This is a genomic window from Rhodococcus sp. 1168 (genome assembly GCF_002091955.1).
GTDB lineage: Bacteria > Actinomycetota > Actinomycetes > Mycobacteriales > Mycobacteriaceae > Rhodococcoides.
On record NZ_MKKY01000036.1, the window covers coordinates 229,233 to 250,053 of the forward strand.

Annotated in this window: 15 protein-coding genes and 1 CRISPR repeat array; of the genes, 3 read left to right on the plus strand and 12 right to left on the minus strand. The window is 63.4% G+C overall.

The window, feature by feature from the left end; all coding sequences use genetic code 11:
- Positions 1-23: 23 nt before the first annotated feature.
- From BJI47_RS06195 to BJI47_RS06205, 3 genes are all read right to left on the minus strand, one after another.
- Entirely contained in the window at positions 24-1,082 is a 1,059-nt protein-coding gene (locus BJI47_RS06195; RefSeq protein WP_254900415.1) for a tellurite resistance/C4-dicarboxylate transporter family protein, read from the minus strand.
- 215 nt (positions 1,083-1,297) lie between these two features.
- Positions 1,298-1,582: a putative quinol monooxygenase gene (locus BJI47_RS06200; protein ID WP_088942893.1), complete on the minus strand. Its 285-nt coding sequence runs from the start codon at positions 1,580-1,582 to the stop codon at positions 1,298-1,300.
- A gap of 67 nt (positions 1,583-1,649) precedes the next feature.
- The gene (locus BJI47_RS06205) at positions 1,650-3,047 is read right to left on the minus strand and encodes a glucose-6-phosphate dehydrogenase (NADP(+)) (protein ID WP_088942933.1); all 1,398 of its coding nucleotides are present in this window, start codon (positions 3,045-3,047) and stop codon (positions 1,650-1,652) included.
- 50 nt (positions 3,048-3,097) lie between these two features.
- Between BJI47_RS06205 and BJI47_RS06210 the strand changes: the two genes are divergently transcribed.
- Positions 3,098-3,700 (plus strand): hypothetical protein, encoded by a 603-nt coding sequence (locus BJI47_RS06210; RefSeq protein ID WP_088942894.1) that lies wholly within the window; start codon positions 3,098-3,100, stop codon positions 3,698-3,700.
- A gap of 4 nt (positions 3,701-3,704) precedes the next feature.
- On the opposite strand, the gene BJI47_RS06215 is transcribed toward BJI47_RS06210, so the two are convergent.
- Positions 3,705-4,277 carry an isochorismatase family protein gene (locus BJI47_RS06215; protein WP_088942895.1) on the minus strand — a complete coding sequence of 191 codons (573 nt, stop codon included), beginning with the start codon at positions 4,275-4,277 and terminating at the stop codon, positions 3,705-3,707.
- A gap of 32 nt (positions 4,278-4,309) precedes the next feature.
- Between BJI47_RS06215 and BJI47_RS06220 the strand changes: the two genes are divergently transcribed.
- Positions 4,310-5,095 carry an MOSC domain-containing protein gene (locus BJI47_RS06220; protein WP_088942935.1) on the plus strand — a complete coding sequence of 262 codons (786 nt, stop codon included), beginning with the start codon at positions 4,310-4,312 and terminating at the stop codon, positions 5,093-5,095.
- Here the strand turns inward: BJI47_RS06220 and BJI47_RS06225 are convergent.
- The 8 genes from BJI47_RS06225 to casA form a co-directional block, all read right to left on the minus strand.
- Positions 5,055-5,945, minus strand: a complete 891-nt coding sequence (locus BJI47_RS06225) for an asparaginase (protein WP_088942934.1) — start codon at positions 5,943-5,945, stop codon at positions 5,055-5,057. The genes BJI47_RS06220 and BJI47_RS06225 overlap by 41 nt on opposite strands.
- 525 nt (positions 5,946-6,470) lie before the next feature.
- A CRISPR array of direct repeats spans positions 6,471-13,642; the repeat unit is 29 nt; unit sequence GGGCTCATCCCCGCGTCCGCGGGGAGCAC.
- A gap of 55 nt (positions 13,643-13,697) precedes the next feature.
- The gene (gene cas2e / locus BJI47_RS06230) at positions 13,698-14,066 is read right to left on the minus strand and encodes a type I-E CRISPR-associated endoribonuclease Cas2e (RefSeq protein WP_088942896.1); all 369 of its coding nucleotides are present in this window, start codon (positions 14,064-14,066) and stop codon (positions 13,698-13,700) included.
- Positions 14,060-15,019, minus strand: a complete 960-nt coding sequence (cas1e, locus tag BJI47_RS06235; protein WP_088942897.1) for a type I-E CRISPR-associated endonuclease Cas1e — start codon at positions 15,017-15,019, stop codon at positions 14,060-14,062. Before cas1e ends, cas2e begins: the two co-directional genes overlap by 7 nt.
- Before the next feature lie 4 nt (positions 15,020-15,023).
- A complete protein-coding gene (cas6e, locus tag BJI47_RS06240) occupies positions 15,024-15,695 on the minus strand; it encodes a type I-E CRISPR-associated protein Cas6/Cse3/CasE (protein ID WP_088942936.1) in 672 nt (223 codons plus the stop codon).
- Between the two features lie 2 nt (positions 15,696-15,697).
- Positions 15,698-16,390, minus strand: a complete 693-nt coding sequence (cas5e, locus tag BJI47_RS06245) for a type I-E CRISPR-associated protein Cas5/CasD (RefSeq protein ID WP_088942898.1) — start codon at positions 16,388-16,390, stop codon at positions 15,698-15,700.
- Positions 16,387-17,523: a type I-E CRISPR-associated protein Cas7/Cse4/CasC gene (gene cas7e / locus BJI47_RS06250; protein WP_088942899.1), complete on the minus strand. Its 1,137-nt coding sequence runs from the start codon at positions 17,521-17,523 to the stop codon at positions 16,387-16,389. The genes cas5e and cas7e overlap by 4 nt, the downstream gene beginning before the upstream one ends.
- A gap of 12 nt (positions 17,524-17,535) precedes the next feature.
- Positions 17,536-18,183 carry a type I-E CRISPR-associated protein Cse2/CasB gene (gene casB / locus BJI47_RS06255; RefSeq protein WP_088942900.1) on the minus strand — a complete coding sequence of 216 codons (648 nt, stop codon included), beginning with the start codon at positions 18,181-18,183 and terminating at the stop codon, positions 17,536-17,538.
- Entirely contained in the window at positions 18,180-19,586 is a 1,407-nt protein-coding gene (casA, locus tag BJI47_RS06260; RefSeq protein WP_088942901.1) for a type I-E CRISPR-associated protein Cse1/CasA, read from the minus strand. The genes casB and casA overlap by 4 nt, the downstream gene beginning before the upstream one ends.
- Before the next feature lie 49 nt (positions 19,587-19,635).
- Here casA and BJI47_RS06265 point away from each other — a divergent pair.
- The coding region (locus BJI47_RS06265) for an IS1380 family transposase (protein WP_088942103.1) at positions 19,636-20,821 on the plus strand (1,186 nt) is incomplete at its 3' end.

Here is a 20,821-nt window from a genome sequence, read left to right on the forward strand (position 1 = left end):
CTACGCAAGATGAGCCGAAATCGTCAGGGGTGAACCACCAATCGGTCGACAAGATGCCAGATCATCGCCACGAAAACGATTGCCCACGCACCCAACGCAACCCAGGACACCGCGTCGCCGACTGTTTCCAACATGGGTAAGTCATCCGCCTGACCCAGGTAGTGCGAGGCGACGCCATACATCCCGAGCGGGAAGATGATGCTCCACAGGGTCGCGTCGTAGACCAGCGGAACTCGATTCTTGACATGCCGCCACCACGCCGCGGCGAACAGGACTGGGATGAGCCAAGTTCCGAAGGACCAGAACATCACCGCAGTGCCACCGATCAGGCCGCGGGTGGCGTCGACCATCGGAGCATCGGCCATTTGCACGATGCGGGCGCCTGCGAGGACGGTAATCGCGGTCGCGCCCATCGCAACCCAGTAGACCGGAGTGAGGTCGACCGGGTTCAGCGGATAGAGCAGCAGCCTCGCCGCGACCAGAATCGCGACGCCCGCATAGAGAAAAGCGCCGACAGCCCAGGAGAACACGGCCACCAGTGCGAGTTCGTTCCTGCCGGTTGTGACCACAGGTTCGAGGGCAGCAGCGAGCACGGCAACGGATTGACAGGCAACCACCCAGATGAACCAGGTGCCGTTCGCGCCCGCGAGCGCCGGGCGAATCGAGGGATTCAGTATCGCCGTCGAGGGCACCACGTATCCGAGCACGAACCAACTCAGCGCCCCGAGGGCCAGGAACCCCAGAGCCACGGCGTGTTCTCCCCCGGCGGCGAAGCGGGTGCCCAGGACATCGGTGGCGGCGACGAAGGTGAAGAATCCGAAGCCGCGTCGCGGGTCGGTGAAATCCGCGCGCAGCAGTGATCCGAAGCGCAGCAATCGCCAGCAGTGGAGCACCACCAGGACGACCCAGGCGAGAACTCCGATCACGAACAGAGCCGAGGAGATGAGCGGCTGGTTGTTGTTCTTCATCGCGACGGAGATGATCCCGGTAGCCATGACCAACGCAAAGTACCCCGGGTTGAGAGTCGAGACGGCGCCTCGAACAGCGGTGACAGTCTTCCCGTCGCCACTCCGGACCGTCACGACGTGCTGTCGATTCGCCGGTCCATGTCGCCACGAGATGCTCGCTGTGCCATTCGGAATCCTCACCTATGACATGCCAGCCACTGCACTGGCGTTGCACCGTGCACGCTACGCCGGATACACCCGAATTCGGTGCGCAACGCCGACCGACTGTGCGGGACTTCACATCTGAAGCACAGTTTTGCTACCCTCCATACCGAAGCGACACGCCGGATCTACCGCTGAGGCCGCTCGGACGCGTCGAATTCGCGGACGTCGGCGTCGAGGATCGCGGCCTGCTGCTCGGAATCGGGACCGGATTCACGAAAGGCGTGCAGCTGCGCTTCGTCGGCCCAACGCTCGTACACGTTGACCCTTCGCGCGTCGAACAGGTCCGCAGCGATCGCGAAGTCCTCGCAACCTTCGGACTCTCGTGCGAGCCGAACCACCTCGACACAACTCTGCAGATACCGATCTCGTTCGTTCGGATCCACAGTCAGATACCCAGCAACAATGATCATGGGCCTAAGACCTGCACGAACAGTGAAACTCATCGCTCCGTCGAACCCGGCACGACCGACTACTGAGTCAGTGCACCAACCAACCACACGGCGCCGCGAGGTCCGCAGCACCCTCAGGGCCCATCGACCCCTCCGCGTACGGCTTCACCTCGGGTGGATCGTTCAACAGCGGTGCCGCGACCTCCCAGACGTGTGCGAGCCCGTCGGGCCGGGTGAACAACGAACGATCACCGTTGAGCACGTCGAGAATCAGGCGTGAGTACGGCGACAGTGGGTCGGCGTTGGGAACGGACGGCAACGGCAGAGACAGATGCCCGACGGACAGGTCGAAATCCGGTCCCGGCTCCTTCACCGTCATCGCCATGTCGATCGAGCCGCTGCCGGACAAGTCGAAGGACAGCACCGCACCGTCGTCCGGGAGATCGGTCAGCGGGCTGTTCTCCGGCTTCCGAAACACCAGAGACACCCGCTGAGCACTGACTCCCAACATCTTTCCGGTTCGAAGCAAGAACGGCACGTCGCGCCATCGATCGGTGTCGACCCACAGCTTTGCTGCGACGAACGTATCCACGGTCGAATCGTCGGCGACACCCTCGACGTCGCGATAGCCGTCGTACTGACCGAGTACGACCTCGGCCGTGTCGATCGGCCGGAAGCAGCCGATGACCGTTTCTCGGGCGGATTGCAGATCGTCGGCGGCCAACGACGCAGGAGGCTCCATCGCGATCTCGGCAGCGACCTGAAAGAGGTGAGTCACCAACATGTCGAGCACGGCCCCGGTGCTGTCGTAGAACTCGGCTCGGTCGTCGATGTTCAGAGTCTCGGGGACATCGATCTGCACCTGAGCCACGTGTTCGGCGTTCCAGATGCCGTCGATCATTCCGTTCGCGAACCGCAGGACGTGCAGGTTCTGGGTCGCTTCCTTGCCGAGGAAGTGGTCGATTCGGTAGACCTGCTTCTCGTCGAGAACCTCGTGCACCACCTTGTCGAGCTCTTCGAAATCGTGCTGCGACGTGCCGAACGGCTTCTCGTACACCACCCGTGCACCGGCGGCGAGATCGTGCGCACCGAGGGCCTTGGTGTAGTCCTGAAACGTGCTCGGCGGCAGAGCGATGTAGTGCACCAACTGCGCGTCCTCGCCCACCTCTTCTTTGGCCGACGCCACCACCTCCGGTAGCGCACCCGGGTCTTCGACGGTGAATCCATTGCCTGCGAATCGGATCCGTTTCGCGAACTCGTCCCAGTCCTTGCTGCCGAGTTCGGAGCCGTATTCCTTCAACGCACCGTGGACGTGGTCGCGGAACTCCTCGTCGGGGGTGTCGTGTCGACCGTTACCGATGAGAAGCCACTTCTCCGGCAGCAGTCCCTCGACATGGAGTTGGTAGAACGAGGGCAGGACCATGCGCTTCGCAAGGTCACCGGTCGCGCCGAACAGGACGAATATCGTAGGTTGCAGAGACGCCATGGATTCCATCATGCCCTCACCGATCGTGTGGTGTGGTTAAAGTCGATCTGGTGACACGATCGAAATTCCACGGGGAGATCTACGGGATGGGCACGTCCTCGGGCACACGCATCGTCGTCGGCAACTGGACGCGGTCTCCGCTCGGCACCTTCACCGACGTCATGGTCGAGTTCGAGAACAGCCACCGTCTACTCTTGGCCCCTGATGACGCGGTACGTGAATTCGTTTCGGCCACATACACATTCGACGAGACAGTTATCACGTCGGTGACCTTCGAGCGCCTACCGGACGGATCGAGGAAAGTACAGGCCGGTCGATTGGACCTGCGAATCCACACCGGCCGAATCACACCGCTCGGCGTGCTGCTGAAGCTCGTCCCCACAACCATCTCGACCGCCCCGTGGTTCTGCACCCTGACCGACCCCATCGCCCGAGTGGCGCTCCGCGGCGTCCGCACCCGCGGCAGCGCCGGCGGTGGGCGTCGCGAGTACTACGGGGCTCACACCCAATACCGCGTCACCGCAGTCGAGGCGTCGTGGGACGGAAAGAATCTCGGCTCACTGACCCGCGTCACGCCACCGGTCCGATTCGGATTCGGTTCCACACCCCAGGCCCCGAGCGTCACCTACATCACCACCACCATCGACGACTGACTCGTCAGACCAGCACTGCACCCGCGGCGACGAGCTCGGTCAGCGCCTTCTCCGAGGACTCGGGAGCAACGCCGGCAATCAGATCGGTGAGAATACGTACCTTCAGCCCGAGAGCGATCGCGTCGAGAGCCGAAGCTCGCACGCAGTAGTCGGTAGCCAGTCCGACGACATCGAGATCGGTCACCTCGTTGACTCGCAGCACCTCGGGCAACGTGACGCCCCCGTCGGTGATGCCTTCGAACGCCGAGTACGACGGCTTCCCCTGGCCCTTGTAGACGTGCACGTCCACCGATCCGGTGACGAACTCACCGTGGTACTCCGACCCGACCGTGTCCGCGACGCAGTGCATGGGCCACGTGTCGACGAAGTTGGGCGCCCCATCGGTCGCGAAGTGGCCACCGTTGTCGCCGACAGCATCGTGCCAGTCACGCGAGGCAACGATGACGTCGTACTCGTCGCCCTTCTTCGCCAACAACTCACTGACCTTGCGCGCTACTTCACCGCCGCCGTCGATGCCGAGGGCTCCGCCCTCGGTGAAATCGTTCTGTACATCCACTACCAACAAAGCACGAGTCATGAGGACCAGTATCCTCTGAACGTGAGATGGGCATGAACGTAACGGTGGCCGAACTGATGTGCTATCCGGTCAAGGGGTGTGCGGGAGTGTCTCTCCGCACCGCGCCGATGACGTTCCGGGGACTCGAACACGATCGCGAGTTCATGATCGTGGGCGCGAACGGATCGTTCCGCAGTCAACGCAGCGACCCTGTCCTCGCCGTCGTCCATCCCTCTATCGTCGAAGACGTCCTCACCCTCTCGCACGACGATTTCGGATCGATCGCCGTCGAGGTCAATCGGCATTCCCCGCTACGAGATGTCACGATGTTCGACGAACCATGTCAAGGCATCGACCAGGGCGACGACATTGCACGCTGGCTCGGTGAGATCCTCGGCGAGGAGTGTCGACTGGTCAGGATCACCTCGACTGCCCCTAGCTTCGCGGACAGCACCGCAGTCCACATCCTGTCCGATGCATCGATGCGCGGTCTGAACGCCCGGCTCGACACACCGATTCCGTTCGATCGGTTCAGGCCCAACATCGTCGTCACCGGTTGGGCGGACGCGCACCGGGAAGACCTGGTACGCCTGGCCTCCGTCGGCACCTGCCGACTCGCGTTCGACAAGATTGCCATCCGGTGCGCCGTCACGACCGTCGAGCAAACGACCGGCATTCGCACCGGCCCCGAACCACTGCGTACCCTCGCCGCCTACCGCCGCGGCCCCACCAAAGGAGTCGTGTTCGGCGCGAAGTTCTCGGTGACCACCGTCGGCCGGGTGTCGGTCGGCGACGAGTTCACCGTTCTCGAAGAAGAATCCCCGGGTCTCGACCACTAGCGATCTGCACGGCGAGCAGAATTCGCGCCTGACCCGCTCGCAGTGGTGAGAACCCTGCGCCGGCATCGACGAGGTCCGCACCGCCACCTCCGCCGCCGTAGCTCGGTTCGACAGAGCCGAGCGGAACCCTCGTCGTGACGACCACGGGGATCCCTGCGGCCGTGGCACGCTTCACCGCTGCCACGACCATGCTGTTCGTGTTCCCCGAACCGAGTGCCTGCAGCACGAGCCCCTGACTTCCTGCGCCGAGGTACGCATCGATGGCGACCGCATCCACACCTGGGTACAGCGCAACGATGTCGACTCTGGTGTCCGAAATTTTCCGACGGTCGAAGACGGAGCGTTCCTGCGCCGATCCGAAAAATGCGTCCAGGTCGGATGTATGCCATTTCATCAAGCCGCGCGCAGGCAACGTTCTGCCACCGAAGGAAACGAGGACTCCCCTTCCCCTGCTACTCGGGTTCCGCACTGCTTCGATCGCTGCCGTGACGTTGTAGGGCCCATCGGGCTCGGCGTGATCCGAAGTCCGCTGCGCACCGGTGAACACCACCGGCCTCGGATCATCGTGGAACAAGTCTACGAGAAGTGCCGTCTCCTCCATGGTGTCCGTACCGTGCAGAACCACGACGCCGACGCAGTCCGGATCGGTCAGCGCATTCGCGACAGCGTCGGCAACGGCGTCCATGTCGGCGAAGTCGAACGCCGAACTGTCCTTGGACAAGACCTCACGAACCTCGATATCAGCGGCCAACGCGAATCCGAGCGGATCACTGCCCGGACGGCTGATGCCGTTCTCGTCACGGCTACTGGCAATGGTTCCACCAGTGGTCAGCAGGGCGATGTGAGACACAGAAGTCATACCTCTCGTTCGGCTGCAGGAGTGCGAATCCTGTTGCGGCACAATTGCTATCCATTGGCCGGCATCGGCGTTGCAATCAGGTGACAAGAGGCTTTTCGAATGCCTTCAATACAGATACCGTCAAGCCTAGTGTGGGGAATCCTGGATACCGTGCATCGAACATCAGAAGCTTCGCTCGCGTTACCGCCCCGGGCCGGGCGAGCAACCAGAAATTCAACTGGCACGCGACGATGATCGCCCACTGATGATGCCGATCCCGAAAAGGGTGATCACGGTCTCGAACGCTTTTGCCGGAACGATCGCCTTGAGTCCAACACTGACGGAAGTCTATATCGACGTCAGGGCACTTCAACCGTACGGAACGACGGGACTTGACCACCCGGGGCAACGAACCTAGGAGCAGAACCCGTGACAGCCATCGCATGCAGAATGCGTCCGGTTGAATACAACCCCGCAATAGGTGAGGAGCGTGCTGCGGTGAGCACGACGAAGAAGTCGTGAAATTCGAGTTCCAGTGGGCTCATCCCCGCGTCCGCGGGGAGCACTTCGAGCCTGCCCGAGTTGCGCTGAACGACTGGGGCTCATCCCCGCGTCCGCGGGGAGCACGTTGTGCGGGCACTCGATTCAATGCGTGTTGGGGGCTCATCCCCGCGTCCGCGGGGAGCACATTGAGCGCCGCAGTCTCGAGCGCCTTGCCCCGGGCTCATCCCCGCGTCCGCGGGGAGCACGCCGCCATCACATGTTCGGCTATCTCGCTCGGGGACTCGTCCCCGCGTCCGCGGGGAGCACCTGATGCTGCCCCCGACTTCAGTTCGCCGGCAGGGCTCATCCCCGCGTCCGCGGGGAGCACTGCCGAAGGCCCCGTCTGGTAGGTAGTCCGATGGGCTCATCCCCGCGTCCGCGAGGAGCACAGCGCTTCCATGTCCGGTCAAGCACTCGTCGTGGGCTCATCCCCGCGTCCGCGGGGAGCACTCGGCCGGTCTCGCCGCGGCCGTCTCGTTCCTGGGCTCATCCCCGCGTCCGCGGGGAGCACGCCTCTGCGCCGGTTTCGTCGGAGCCGTTCAGGGGCTCATCCCCGCGTCCGCGGGGGCACACCGTCACGCCGCCACCGTCGCCGCAGCCGCAGGGCTCATCCCCGCGTCCGCGGGGAGCACGCGAAGGCGGGCGGGACGTGGTTGGTGCTGGTGGGCTCATCCCCGCGTCCGCGGGGAGCACGGCGGCATGTCGTCGCGCGCACTGCAGGACAAGGGCTCATCCCCGCGTCCGCGGGGAGCACGATGAAGGCACCGAGGAAATCCTTGTTCGGTCGGGCTCATCCCCGCGCCCGCGGGGAGCACCGTCGGTACGACTGCGGTGGGTTCGATGGTGGGGGCTCATCCCCGCGTCCGCGGGGAGCACCCATTCCCGGACGGATTCGGCATCGGTGGGGAGGGCTCATCCCCGCGTCCGCGGGGAGCACATGATGCTGAGCAGATGTTTCAGTGGGCTTTGGGGCTCATCCCCGCGTCCGCGGGGAGCACCCCTTGATGACATCCTGGGCGACCTGCCACGCGGGCTCATCCCCGCGTCCGCGGGGAGCACACGCCCCGGTTGATGTACCGGTTGATCCTCCCGGGCTCATCCCCGCGTCCGCGGGGAGCACTGTCTTCCGTTCTCGTATGGACCTACGTTTCCGGGCTCATCCCCGCGTCCGCGGGGAGCACGCCCTTCACCAACGGCACTGCTGTGGTGGTGAGGGCTCATCCCCGCGTCCGCGGGGAGCACACACATGGGTCCGCAGTTGCGCGAGCATGAACGGGGCTCATCCCCGCGTCCGCGGGGAGCACTGATGCGCTCCGAAAGTTTTTGGAGCTTGAGGGGGCTCATCCCCGCGTCCGCGGGGAGCACTACTCGGAGACGATTGTGACGACGGCGGCGTCGGGCTCATCCCCGCGTCCGCGGGGAGCACTTTCGGAGTGGGTCGATATTGATGAACCGAATGGGCTCATCCCCGCGTCCGCGGGGAGCACCGGATAAGCTCACTAATGCGTCGGCGGGCATTGGGCTCATCCCCGCGTCCGCGGGGAGCACTTTGCTGTGCCCAAAACATATGCCCCACAGGGGGGCTCATCCCCGCGTCCGCGGGGAGCACATGTGCCACGCCACAACGATGTACGGACCGCCGGGCTCATCCCCGCGTCCGCGGGGAGCACGGTGTGGGTGGTGGGCGTTTGTGATTGTCGGCGGGCTCATCCCCGCGTCCGCGGGGAGCACACGTCGGGACAGTTCGTGGGCATGTCCTCACTGGGCTCATCCCCGCGTCCGCGGGGAGCACTTGCCGGACACGACTATGCGTGTCTCTGTGGCGGGCTCATCCCCGCGTCCGCGGGGAGCACGTAGCCTTCGACACCCTCTAGTAGGTCGAGGCGGGGCTCATCCCCGCGTCCGCGGGGAGCACTGATGTCTTCCCCTGTGACGCCGTTCCCTGAGGGGCTCATCCCCGCGTCCGCGGGGAGCACGCGGCTGCGAGATTGTTTGCGGCGTGATGGGCGGGCTCATCCCCGCGTCCGCGGGGAGCACATGCTGTGGAGCGTCAGGGTGCGGCGGCTGAGGGGCTCATCCCCGCGTCCGCGGGGAGCACCGCAACGGGCGGCCGCGCGCATCGATATATCGTGGCTCATCCCCGCGTCCGCGGGGAGCACCGTGGGGTGCAGCGTACGGGCCTGTCCCGAATGGGCTCATCCCCGCGTCCGCGGGGAGCACATCGCAGCCGACAAGCCGCCCGCTTCTCTGATGGGCTCATCCCCGCGTCCGCGGGGAGCACATGGTCACCCCTACCGGCCCCGGAATCCGTGGGGGGCTCATCCCCGCGTCCGCGGGGAGCACGCGCTATCGGGTTGATTCTTGCTGGCATGAATGGGCTCATCCCCGCGTCCGCGGGGAGCACCCCTTCTCCCAGGAGGCTAGAAAAGTATGGCTGGGCTCATCCCCGCGTCCGCGGGGAGCACTTGCGGAATTTGCAGGTGTATGCGCCGGCTGTGGGCTCATCCCCGCGTCCGCGGGGAGCACGCAGGCTGTCCAGTATGTGGCGCGGGCTACTCGGGCTCATCCCCGCGTCCGCGGGGAGCACGTTGAGGCGGGGGACAACCCCAGATGTTGATCGGGGGCTCATCCCCGCGTCCGCGGGGAGCACCGCCCACGAGCTGGTTGGGTCGTGCCTCCTGGGGGCTCATCCCCGCGTCCGCGGGGAGCACCAGTGACACCTAAGGCCTTCAACGCCAACTCAGGGCTCATCCCCGCGTCCGCGGGGAGCACATCGCGGAGGAGGCGCAGATGATGGCCCCTGTGGGCTCATCCCCGCGTCCGCGGGGAGCACCGAAATACGTGCAAGGTCTTTCTTGCTTTTGCGGGCTCATCCCCGCGTCCGCGGGGAGCACAGTGGGTTATGAGTGGTGTGAATGTTGGGCGTGGGCTCATCCCCGCGTCCGCGGGGAGCACCTTCACATCACTGCCTTGCGCGGCGAGGTGAGGGGCTCATCCCCGCGTCCGCGGGGAGCACGTCAACGACCGCTTCGGTCTTGACGTTTCAGAGGGCTCATCCCCGCGTCCGCGGGGAGCACTGTCGTCCAATGTCTCGGTAGGAGAGTCCTTGGGGCTCATCCCCGCGTCCGCGGGGAGCACTTGGGCCGGTCACGTTGCCACCGATGCGCCCTGGGCTCATCCCCGCGTCCGCGGGGAGCACGTCAACTTTGACCACAAACTTTTGGACCTGTCGGGCTCATCCCCGCGTCCGCGGGGAGCACGACGGGACGATCGTTGTCGGCACGGTCGCGGTGGGCTCATCCCCGCGTCCGCGGGGAGCACGTCACAGACCTCGACCTGAATGTCATCGACGAGGGCTCATCCCCGCGTCCGCGGGGAGCACGCGCTGAGAGTTGCGTTGACTTCCCCGACTGCGGGCTCATCCCCGCGTCCGCGGGGAGCACATCGGCGGTATCGCGCAACTGATTTCGATGCTGGGCTCATCCCCGCGTCCGCGGGGAGCACACGACAGGAGACTAAGCCACCTGTGTGCCGCCGGGCTCATCCCCGCGTCCGCGGGGAGCACGGTATCCCCACAGACCCGAAAATTGTGGATGCGGGCTCATCCCCGCGTCCGCGGGGAGCACGCCGCTACAAGAAAAACGGTACGGGCGTACCTGGGCTCATCCCCGCGTCCGCGGGGAGCACGAACTCGCGCACTGGGTAGCCGAGGGTGCCGCGGGCTCATCCCCGCGTCCGCGGGGAGCACTGGCAGTCCGCGTCCGGCGTGCTGTCGGGTTCGGGCTCATCCCCGCGTCCGCGGGGAGCACCACTTCTTGGACTTGGAGGCTCACCTGTGGGTGGGCTCATCCCCGCGTCCGCGGGGAGCACTCGGGGGTGTCGCGGTCTCGGCTGCGGTCGTCGGGCTCATCCCCGCGTCCGCGGGGAGCACACGCTGGACACCGCAGGCGGGCAGGTATGGGAGGGCTCATCCCCGCGTCCGCGGGGAGCACAGATGTTCGGTGCGTGTAGCGAATTGGGGGCCGGGCTCATCCCCGCGTCCGCGGGGAGCACCGTCTGCCACTTATCGGCATCGATGCGAACGAGGGCTCATCCCCGCGTCCGCGGGGAGCACCCGCCGAGACTGTAGGAGATCAGCCCGACCGGGGGCTCATCCCCGCGTCCGCGGGGAGCACGATGATGTTGCGGTCGCGGAGTTTCGCATTCAGGGCTCATCCCCGCGTCCGCGGGGAGCACCTGTGGCAGCATCCGCACACTCAGAACGAGCAGGGCTCATCCCCGCGTCCGCGGGGAGCACACACGTCGAATCCGTTGCCGATTCGTTCGTGGGGGCTCATCCCCGCGTCCGCGGGGAGCACGTTTGGGTTTTGGTTGGGTTAGGCGGCGGCGTGGGCTCATCCCCGCGTCCGCGGGGAGCACTCGGTGTCGGCATGACGGGCTTCATCTCCGGCGGCTCATCCCCGCGTCCGCGGGGAGCACAAGGGTTTGTGGCGGTCGGATGCGCACATTTCGGGCTCATCCCCGCGTCCGCGGGGAGCACATGACACGCTAACGCGCGTCCGTGTCGGATCCGGGCTCATCCCCGCGTCCGCGGGGAGCACCAATGACTGAACTCGCCAAAGGTGGGTTTAGTGGGCTCATCCCCGCGTCCGCGGGGAGCACGATGAGGCTTTCTTGGAGCGTGAGAGTATCGGGGGCTCATCCCCGCGTCCGCGGGGAGCACATGGTTTCTCGCCGACTCTGTTGCTCGTGTGTGGGCTCATCCCCGCGTCCGCGGGGAGCACCCACGTCGATGCACCCAGGCCGACGCCGATCAGGGCTCATCCCCGCGTCCGCGGGGAGCACGAACTGAAGCACATCCTGTGTTGGTCGAATCCGGGCTCATCCCCGCGTCCGCGGGGAGCACGAACGGAGGAGAGGTTGCCTCGGAGAGGGATAGGGCTCATCCCCGCGTCCGCGGGGAGCACTGCGCGATACCGCCGATCAGCCCACCGAAAAGGGGCTCATCCCCGCGTCCGCGGGGAGCACATGGTGTAGCTGTCGGGCCTGTTCCACCTGTTGGGCTCATCCCCGCGTCCGCGGGGAGCACAACCCGATCTGGAACTCAGGTGGGAAAAGGTTGGGCTCATCCCCGCGTCCGCGGGGAGCACATCTTTTTGGTGTCTAATGGTGGTTCGTGGTCGGGGCTCATCCCCGCGTCCGCGGGGAGCACGCATCCTGTTGAGCATCCAAATTCTTGAACTCGGGCTCATCCCCGCGTCCGCGGGGAGCACGTACGGGCGAAGAAGCCCGCAAGCGAGTAGAAGGGCTCATCCCCGCGTCCGCGGGGAGCACTTGGGCAATTCATCTACCTGCCGACCGCTGGAGGGCTCATCCCCGCGTCCGCGGGGAGCACTTCGGAAGGCTGTGATCTTGGGTGCGCCTGATGGGCTCATCCCCGCGTCCGCGGGGAGCACCGGTGGGCGGACAGCGGAAGTCCTCGCCGAGCAGGGCTCATCCCCGCGTCCGCGGGGAGCACCATTGTGGGCGAGGAACTCGATAAGTTGGTCAGGGCTCATCCCCGCGTCCGCGGGGAGCACTCAGATGCCGGTGACGGTGTCGATCTTGATTTGGGCTCATCCCCGCGTCCGCGGGGAGCACAGTTGAGCCAGTCGACGTCACCGAAACCACCCGGGCTCATCCCCGCGTCCGCGGGGAGCACTTGCCGCCATCGCCGCCCGAACCGGCAGCAGAGGGCTCATCCCCGCGTCCGCGGGGAGCACTTTCGACTTCGAGCTTCCAGTCTCTTGCGAGTGGGCTCATCCCCGCGTCCGCGGGGAGCACGGTTTTCTTGCCGATGGGCGGTACAAGACTCAGGGCTCATCCCCGCGTCCGCGGGGAGCACTTCACCATCACCGGACCGATCACCACCCCAACGGGCTCATCCCCGCGTCCGCGGGGAGCACCTCAGGTCGAGGTCGTATCCGTCGATGTTTACGGGCTCATCCCCGCGTCCGCGGGGAGCACGCAGTGTCCGGCGCTATCAACCGGGCGCTCGGGGGCTCATCCCCGCGTCCGCGGGGAGCACTGCCGTCCAGGGCTGCCTATGCCGGGTGGCGAGGGCTCATCCCCGCGTCCGCGGGGAGCACTTCCGTCCGCGCCACATGGGGCGTTCGCAGTGGGGCTCATCCCCGCGTCCGCGGGGAGCACATGACCGACTGCAACTGCGCCAACGAGTCCGTGGGCTCATCCCCGCGTCCGCGGGGAGCACCGTTCGGGATCGGCGAAGACGTGGTGATCGCCGGGCTCATCCCCGCGTCCGCGGGGAGCACGCGCCGAATCCATCACAGTCGAAGGTCGGGCTGGGCTCATCCCCGCGTCCGCGGGGAGCACTTTTCTGAGTTCCCGACCAAGGTTACTCAGGAGGGCTCATCCCCGCGTCCGCGGGGAGCACCTATTGGGTATGAGCTGGTTGAGCCTAGTTTAGGGCTCATCCCCGCGTCCGCGGGGAGCACGGTTCTGTTGTGTTGCCGATTTTGTGGAGTGCGGGCTCATCCCCGCGTCCGCGGGGAGCACATTCACTGACCGAAGGTCTCGGTGGAGACAATGGGCTCATCCCCGCGTCCGCGGGGAGCACGTTCTTGTCCCACTTGACCAAGGTCGAGGTGAGGGCTCATCCCCGCGTCCGCGGGGAGCACGACAGGTCCGCGAGAGCTCCACGAACGTTTTTGGGCTCATCCCCGCGTCCGCGGGGAGCACACATTGTGAACGCCCTCGTGGCCCGACTGGAAGGGCTCATCCCCGCGTCCGCGGGGAGCACTTCGGAAGGCCGTAATCCTGGGTGCGCCTGATGGGCTCATCCCCGCGTCCGCGGGGAGCACGCGCCGCAGTCTCGAGCGCCCTACCGCGCTCGAGGGCTCATCCCCGCGTCCGCGGGGAGCACAACATGCGGCTGATGGTGTACATGCCTGTGCCGGGCTCATCCCCGCGTCCGCGGGGAGCACCGTAAACAAGCATTTCCCAATGGGCAGTTAGAGGGCTCATCCCCGCGTCCGCGGGGAGCACGGAGCCGTCGTCCGCGCCGAACTGGTATCCGCGGGCTCATCCCCGCGTCCGCGGGGAGCACCGTATCAATGCGATGAAGGTTGCGTTGGATGTGGGCTCATCCCCGCGTCCGCGGGGAGCACACTTGCCGACCAGCATAAAGGTAGAGGGCGAGCGTGTTTCTACTTCACTTCTGTTTCAATCCAACCGATTCTGCTGGGCACGGGCCTTACGGTACCTGCTGGCCTTGCTCCATCCAGCCCGCGGCTTTGCACCAGATTCCAGAGCCTCACCAGTATGTGGTCTGCGGACGAGCGAGATGCCATCGATATCCACGGGCTCCCAATCGTGTCTATGGACGAGGAACGCCAAGCGCTGTTCGTTACGCGCTGGGAAGACCATTATTGCTCGACCATCTTTGACGAGTTCGATGCACCGCTGCCACAGCAGCTCCCTCACCCTCCGAGACAGGACTCCGACGAACACGCCAGGACTAATCTCCAGCAGCCAGCGGGTTAGGTGCCCACGAAGGCCTGCCGGGCAAGCGGTAACAATAAGAATCACCATGGGACATCGAAATCCTTGCCGTCATGAGACTGGCCGCTAGCCACAGCTTTGCCTTTGTCGTCCCACAAGTAGACAACATCTGCTTCCCATTCGGCTGAGTCCTCTTCCTCCCCTGGAATAAGCAAGGCTTTGATGTCTTGAGCACATCGCGGCAAGAGTTTTTCTGCGTAGATCAGGTCTCGAATCTTTCTTCGGGTTACCGCCGCAACATCGTCGACCTGCTCGGCAGCAACATCGAATGCAACGGGTATTGCGAACTCTGCCTTGTACAAATCTGCGATGTCATATACGAAGGATCGATCGTGACCTGTGTGAACGAAACCCAGCCCCGGCGAACACCCCAACGCCACAATCACTGCGTGTGCCATGCCGTAAAGGCATGTCGTCGCAGCCGACAACGCCTTGTTGACTTCGTCGCCGGCAGCGAAATCATTCGGGTCGTAGTCGCGCCGGACCCATTCCACACCGGTTCGCTCGGCGTGTTCGCGATAACTCTTCCTTACCCGCGCGCCCTCTCTGCCCCGCAATTGTTGCATCGTCAGTTGCGAGGTGTCTTCGCCAGGGAATCGCATGGCGTACATCGCTCGTGCGACGGCAAGTCGCGCATCGCGCATCGACACGGCCCGGGCCTGGGCATCAAGCAACCTGCTGGTACGGCCTAGCGGACGTCCGTGTGCGTAGTAGCGAACACCCTGTTCGCCGACCCAAACGGCGGTGGAGCCAGACTCCGCCATCAAGAGCATCGCCTGGTGAGTCACCCTGGTACCCGGGCCTAGGAGAAGCGCTCCAATTGACGCAGTAGGGATATGCACCACGCCACGCTCATCCGTCGCGGTAATGGCGTTCCCATCACGGTGAATGGTGCATCGCTCCAAGTAGATGAAAGAGATTCGATCGGCTACGCGCACCAACTCACTCGGCCTAACCGGCGGTGGCCCCGGCACACTCCCCATAGACCTAAGCCCTAGCCAGCGGTGCCAAAGTCATCAGACCACAGCCGTACGCCTTGGCTCGACCAAGTCCGTTGGTCAGTGTCGCGCGCAATAGGTCCGGGTCCTCTATCTGAAGCACTCCCTCGAATGTCGCGATACCGATTGTGACCGCATGGCCACCTTTATTGAATCTGAGCGTCGAACGATCTACAACTTGCAGTGCTGCTTCTTGCTGTGGGCCATCTGGAATCGAGAATCCAGCTTTGGTAGCGCGATCAAGTAGCCAATTCTGCTGATGCTTGACGGTCACGTGCGCGACCGGCTTTGTATCTGCCCACGCCTTGTCCTGCTTGTAAGCACTGTGAACAGGATTGGCACGCAACCGAAATCCCCAACGCTGTCCCGACTCCAGGCTAGACAGAAAACCGCCGTACTCAGCGGACTTCCACATCTGCCCTGTCTGCCAACCTGCCTGCTCGACAATATGACTCAGATCCGGCTCCACCGGGCTTACTACATACAGAGCGATACTATCTCGTTCGGTCTCGTCCACTCGCCACAATGCACGACCCTCACTCTCGTCGAATGAACCTGGAGGAAAACATGATTGAACTGCAGCGTGCATAGCCTGGGGCGACGAAATAAGCTTGACGGCACCGCGCCGGCGCCTATTGAGGGGCATCTTCGACAGAAACATGATCACACTCCTCCAAGAACAGCCATGGGGTCGTGCCCATGAAATCGGCTCGTTGGGTTCTCAACTTCCACTCGATCGTCCACTACAGTTCTCCATTCGTAACGGCGGTGCTGTGGGTCGAAGCTGACCGGCACATCCCTGATCGTCTCTCCCTCGGCTCCGTGCTCGCCGTCCAACGCGATCCGGAGTGCGACCCGAGATGCTTGTTTCGCGCGGTACCAATCCGACGCCTGCCACGGGAACCGCCTCAGCGCTTCCCCGAGTGATTGCTCCGAAATATCAACTAGCAAGGGGAGGCTCGGCGGGCACGATCTCCGACCGAGGTACAACGGGAATGTGGGATTCTTCAACGCGTCTCCGAGTCCTTCGATCAGCGAAGACTCCCCCTCGACACCCGCCACGAAGACCGCATCACTGAGGTAGTAGCGGTAGGACAACGGGAATGTCTTCTTTTCGTCAAGACTTCGAGCAACCTGAAAGTCGCGCAGTAGCGACCCCGGTTGATCCACCCGAACGCCGAAATTGAGTGCCGCCAAGTGCTCGAGATCATCCGTTCGACGCACACCTTGCGCCGCAGCCAGCAATCCGAGCACTCCGCTCTTCGTGGGTTCCTGCTGAGTGTCACGCCGACTGTATCTACTCGATGCCCCCCACGCCTGCATGGGAGCAGCAAGTCGAATCAATAGGGTGGTCAATTTGATTCACCAATTCTTGACTGCACCTCTTGTTCGATCTCAATGATGAGCTGCGCCATCGAAACCTGCTTTCCGAGTGTCCCCAGTGGTTTCGAGGCGTCCCCAACCGCCACGACCCACGTACGCGACGGAGCCGAATATGCCTGAGCAATGTCGTTGTATCGGCCAGCCAGCTGCGTCGCTGACTGCTCGATCACGCTACTGCTCTGCGTCCGAGATACCGCATTTTCGAATGCGCCAACGAGGTTGATGGGTTGATCTTCCCGCACCGACACCACAATCGCATCGGGGACAGTTCGGTTGGCAAACGTGTTTTGCTTTCCGGTCGGCATCGAAAGTGCCAACGACTCAACGAAAGCTGCGGTTGCCCGCGCTGTTGCGGCGGTATCGCCAAGATTCTTGCGAAGTCCAGGAATATTCACGTTGGCATAGCGGTACAGGGTGGACGAGTTGAATTCGACGGTACCGATCATCGCTGCACCGGACTCTTGATCCCTTTCCTGTGCATCATCGACAGCAGTGAAATAGTCGAATTCCTGTTCTACCGCTTGCACACTGATGGCATGCGCGACCTGAGCGGCAGCATCGACATTGAGCTCTGCATCGTCCGCTACCATTCTTCCGAACAACGCGACGTCAATACTGTGCCCTTGTTGGACCGCTGCCTTCGCTGCTTTGCCTTCAACAGTTCCTTCTGCAGTACGAGCGGCAACTGATAGCTCGGCCAGAGCCTGGTATTGGCCAGCACTCAGAAAGAGTAGGTATCCCGACTCATCAGGAGACGGTGGCGCATCCTTCGGCGAATTCTTCGAAGGCTTGGGCGTCGACAGCTTGATCCCGGCAGCTTTGAGTGCAGCGCTGCCCATCTTGTCCGCTTCTACCTTGCCGATCGTTGGGTCGAGAACCACGATATATTCGCCGAGTAGGTCGGCCACACGTTTTGTCCGGTGTCCGATATCGCTGATGTCAAGTGTGAGGTTGAATCGTTTACGGGTGGCACGCTTCCACGCTTGACTCGACACGCGTGCTCTTCGAACACCACCGTAAACAGCTGATTTGGGGCTGCCTGTGTCATCGCGGTTGATATTGCTCGGCGGTACAGACTGGAGTATGTGAATGTCCAAGTAAGTCATTTTTTGGTCCCTTTAGTTTTCGGTCGTCGAGGAAGTCGCAAGCGAGTGTTCAGGTGAGGCATCGGGATCAGCGTTGGAGACGCGGGAGAAGGCTCTGCCCCACCGAAGACGTACCATCGGGGCGCGAAGCGGATCTTGTAACTGGCGGAGATCTACCGCGAGCTCGCCGTAGTCCAAAGGCTCACCAGCAGAACGCAACAAGGAGATCAGAGACCGTAGGTGATGAGTCACACCGGTCCGTGTCTGTGCAAGCGACAGAGCTTGGAATCGGGTCCGCAGCGGATTTGGTTTATCTCGATCTGCTGCAGGGACAAGTTTCTGGACGGCAGTTCCCAGCCGCACCCCATACTTGTGGACGGGCGCATCCTTGGATTGCTGATGGAGTGCGTACAGAGTCATCGCATCGTGAACTGCATATTCCCATTGCGAGGGCTTTTCGCCGAATCGAAGCCCATCCGGCAAGCAACCGACAGTGTCTTCCCATACCTCGGGAATTGTGCCGGCTTCAGCGAGAACTGCTCGCCGTAAACGTGCAAGACGCGCATCGATGTCCGGGTGGCGGAGTCCGTCGATGCGTCGGGCCTGAATGGCACCGATTCTACCGACGACGGCCTTACGCAGGGCATCGTCACGGATCGGCGGTGGCTGCTGTTCAATCATGAAGCGTTACTCTCCTCGGAAAATGCATTGGGTAGTGCTTTTCGGAGCGCACCCCAGAAGTAGCCCGAGGCGATCGCAGTATCGAGCCAACGTTCGCCGACCATGCGGCCCTTCCATGCAGATGCACCGGACTGTTCGATCAGTTCGCGCCCGATCTTCGACACGACAAATCGAGCTTCTCGCTGCCAGTGATCCAAATACGCGTCGTAGTCACCGGATGCCCCAAGATCGGCGATCCATTGTCGGAAGGGTTGATCCAGAGCGAAGAAGCCTCGTGCGCGGGCTGTGGTTCGGGGACCGTCAGCTTTGCCTCCCGCGGCCTCTGCAAGAGTTCCCGCCAACTGCACCACGGCCGCGACAGCCAAGTCCGCTGCTTTGACGGCGTCTGCGGCGTACTGACGACCTTCCCCTGTACGCCCGAAGAGTGCAATACGCAAGTTCAATTGATCGTCGACTGCCGCACCGATCACACTGGACTGAGTGATGTACTCGAGCGCAAAGGCATGTGGGCGAACACTATCCGCTCCATTCAATATTTCGTGATAGAGCAGAATGTCGAGCCAATCCGATGTTCCTGGTGCGAGGTCTTTCGGTTTTCCTGGGGCGGGCGCGGTGTCAGCCAGCAAACCCTCGACACCGCGCCACAATCCCCGATCGGGGCTGAAGCTCTTCGGAAAGTATCGGGGCTCCCCGAACTTCTTCGATTGGACATCGCTGTACCGCCAACGAGTCATGAACTCGACTGACTGACGGTTGTGAGAGTCCACTGGGTCGCCGATTCCAACAATAACTCCTACCGCGAATCGCCCCTCGTACTTGATGTGAATCCGGCGGCTTTGCCACGTCAACAAGTCTGCAACCCCGGCAGGCGGTCCATCTGCACGCTCACCGACACAAGGGTGCGCACGCTCCCAGACCGGGAGATCGTCAGGAACCAGTGCCGAACTATCGCTGGTTCGCAAAACCGTGTTGAGCATCAATGTTTGGAACAACGTCCGGCCCTCGAACAGCACTCCACCCAGCTGGCCGGCCCACCCGACACCGATTGGGTAACCCTTTCCAGACTTTGTCCGTGGGTCTCGAGGATCACCTGTTTTGATACCCGAGAAATCGAATGCCTGGCAATGAATTACCCACCTGGCAGTCTCAGCCAAGTCCAATTTGGCTGCGCCTGCGCCCGCCCGGGTAGTGAAGTACTTCGCTCCCGCAGGGATATCGCTGATCAGCAGCGAGATTGGCTTGTGCTCCGCCTTGCTGGACTCGAAACTCGACACCTGAAAGAAGGGATGCACTGGATCGAGCAGATCGAACCTCGACCGAAACCGGGCTAGCCTCGTGCTTTCACAGAGGTGAGGATCTGATCTGTGTCGAAAACGAAGAAAGGTGCTCCCACCTGCGATAATTCGACTTGTCTAAGGTTGAATACACGCTGGAACAAGGAGCACCCTTCTGGTGAGCAAGTCTACGTCGTCGTACCCCACCCTGTCCGTTGATGCCACCGGAACCGGTGTCGTGTCGCACGCCGGTGCAGTGACTTTGCTGCGCACGGCGGAAGTGACGGGATTGACCGCAGCGTTGTCGAAGCAGCTCGTGTCGTGGCGGAAACCGTTGGCGCAGTTCGACCCCGGCAAGATCGTCCTCGACCTCGCAGTGTCGCTGGCCCTCGGTGGGGATTGCCTCGCCGACATCGCCACCCTGCGTGAACACGCTGCCGTCTTCGGAAGAGTTCCCTCCGATCCCACCGTCTCCCGCCTGATCACGGCATTGACCACCGACACCGCCTCGGTGCTCACCGCGATCGACACCGCCCGAGCATCCGCTCGCACCGCGGCGTGGAAACACGCCGGCGAGCACGCTCCCGATCACGACATCACCGCCAAGAATCCGATCGTCATCGACCTCGATGCCACCCTCGTCGCGGCCCACTCGGACAAGGAGTCTGCTGCACCGACGTACAAACGAGGCTATGGATTTCATCCCCTGATGGCGTTCGTCGACCACGGCACCAGCGGGACCGGTGAACCTGTCGCGGCGCTGCTGCGGCCCGGTAACGCCGGATCGAACACAGCGGCAGATCATATCGAGGTCACTCGGAAAGCGTTGGCACAGTTACCCTCCACCAGCAGCACACGCCCCGGCAAGAAGGTGCTCATTCGTACCGACGGTGCCGGCGCGAGCCACAAATACCTCACCTGGCTCCACAACCAACGGGTCTCGTATTCGATCGGATTCGGGCTCACCGATGCGATGGTCACCGCACTCGCCGACGCTCCCGAGGACGCCTGGTCGGTCGCCGTCGACGCACAGAAGAAAGTCCGTGACGGTGCCTGGGTCATCGACGCCACCGGCATCGTGGACCTCACCGCCTGGCCGGAGGGGATGCGCGTGGTCATCAGAAAAGAACGACCACACCCCGGTGCTCAACTACGGTTCACCGATGCCGACGGCCTGCGGTTGACTGCGTTCGCCACCAACACCGTCGGCGGGAAGGTCCAGGATCTCGAACTTCGTCACCGTCGCCGTGCGCGCTGCGAGGACCGGATCCGCGTCGCGAAGGACACCGGTCTCACCAACTTCCCGTTGCACGGCTTCGATCAAAACCGCATCTGGCTGGCTATCGTGCAACTCGCCCTCGACC

Coding starts and splice junctions, on each gene's coding strand:
- cas6e (WP_088942936.1), bottom strand. CDS start 15,695: ATGTTTCTGTCGAAGATGCCCCTCAATAGGCGCCGGCGCGGTGCCGTC.
- BJI47_RS06200 (WP_088942893.1), bottom strand. CDS start 1,582: ATGATCATTGTTGCTGGGTATCTGACTGTGGATCCGAACGAACGAGAT.
- BJI47_RS06215 (WP_088942895.1), bottom strand. CDS start 4,277: ATGACTCGTGCTTTGTTGGTAGTGGATGTACAGAACGATTTCACCGAG.
- cas1e (WP_088942897.1), bottom strand. CDS start 15,019: ATGGGGAGTGTGCCGGGGCCACCGCCGGTTAGGCCGAGTGAGTTGGTG.
- cas7e (WP_088942899.1), bottom strand. CDS start 17,523: ATGACTTACTTGGACATTCACATACTCCAGTCTGTACCGCCGAGCAAT.
- casB (WP_088942900.1), bottom strand. CDS start 18,183: ATGATTGAACAGCAGCCACCGCCGATCCGTGACGATGCCCTGCGTAAG.
- BJI47_RS06220 (WP_088942935.1), top strand. CDS start 4,310: ATGAACGTAACGGTGGCCGAACTGATGTGCTATCCGGTCAAGGGGTGT.
- cas2e (WP_088942896.1), bottom strand. CDS start 14,066: ATGGTGATTCTTATTGTTACCGCTTGCCCGGCAGGCCTTCGTGGGCAC.
- BJI47_RS06205 (WP_088942933.1), bottom strand. CDS start 3,047: ATGGCGTCTCTGCAACCTACGATATTCGTCCTGTTCGGCGCGACCGGT.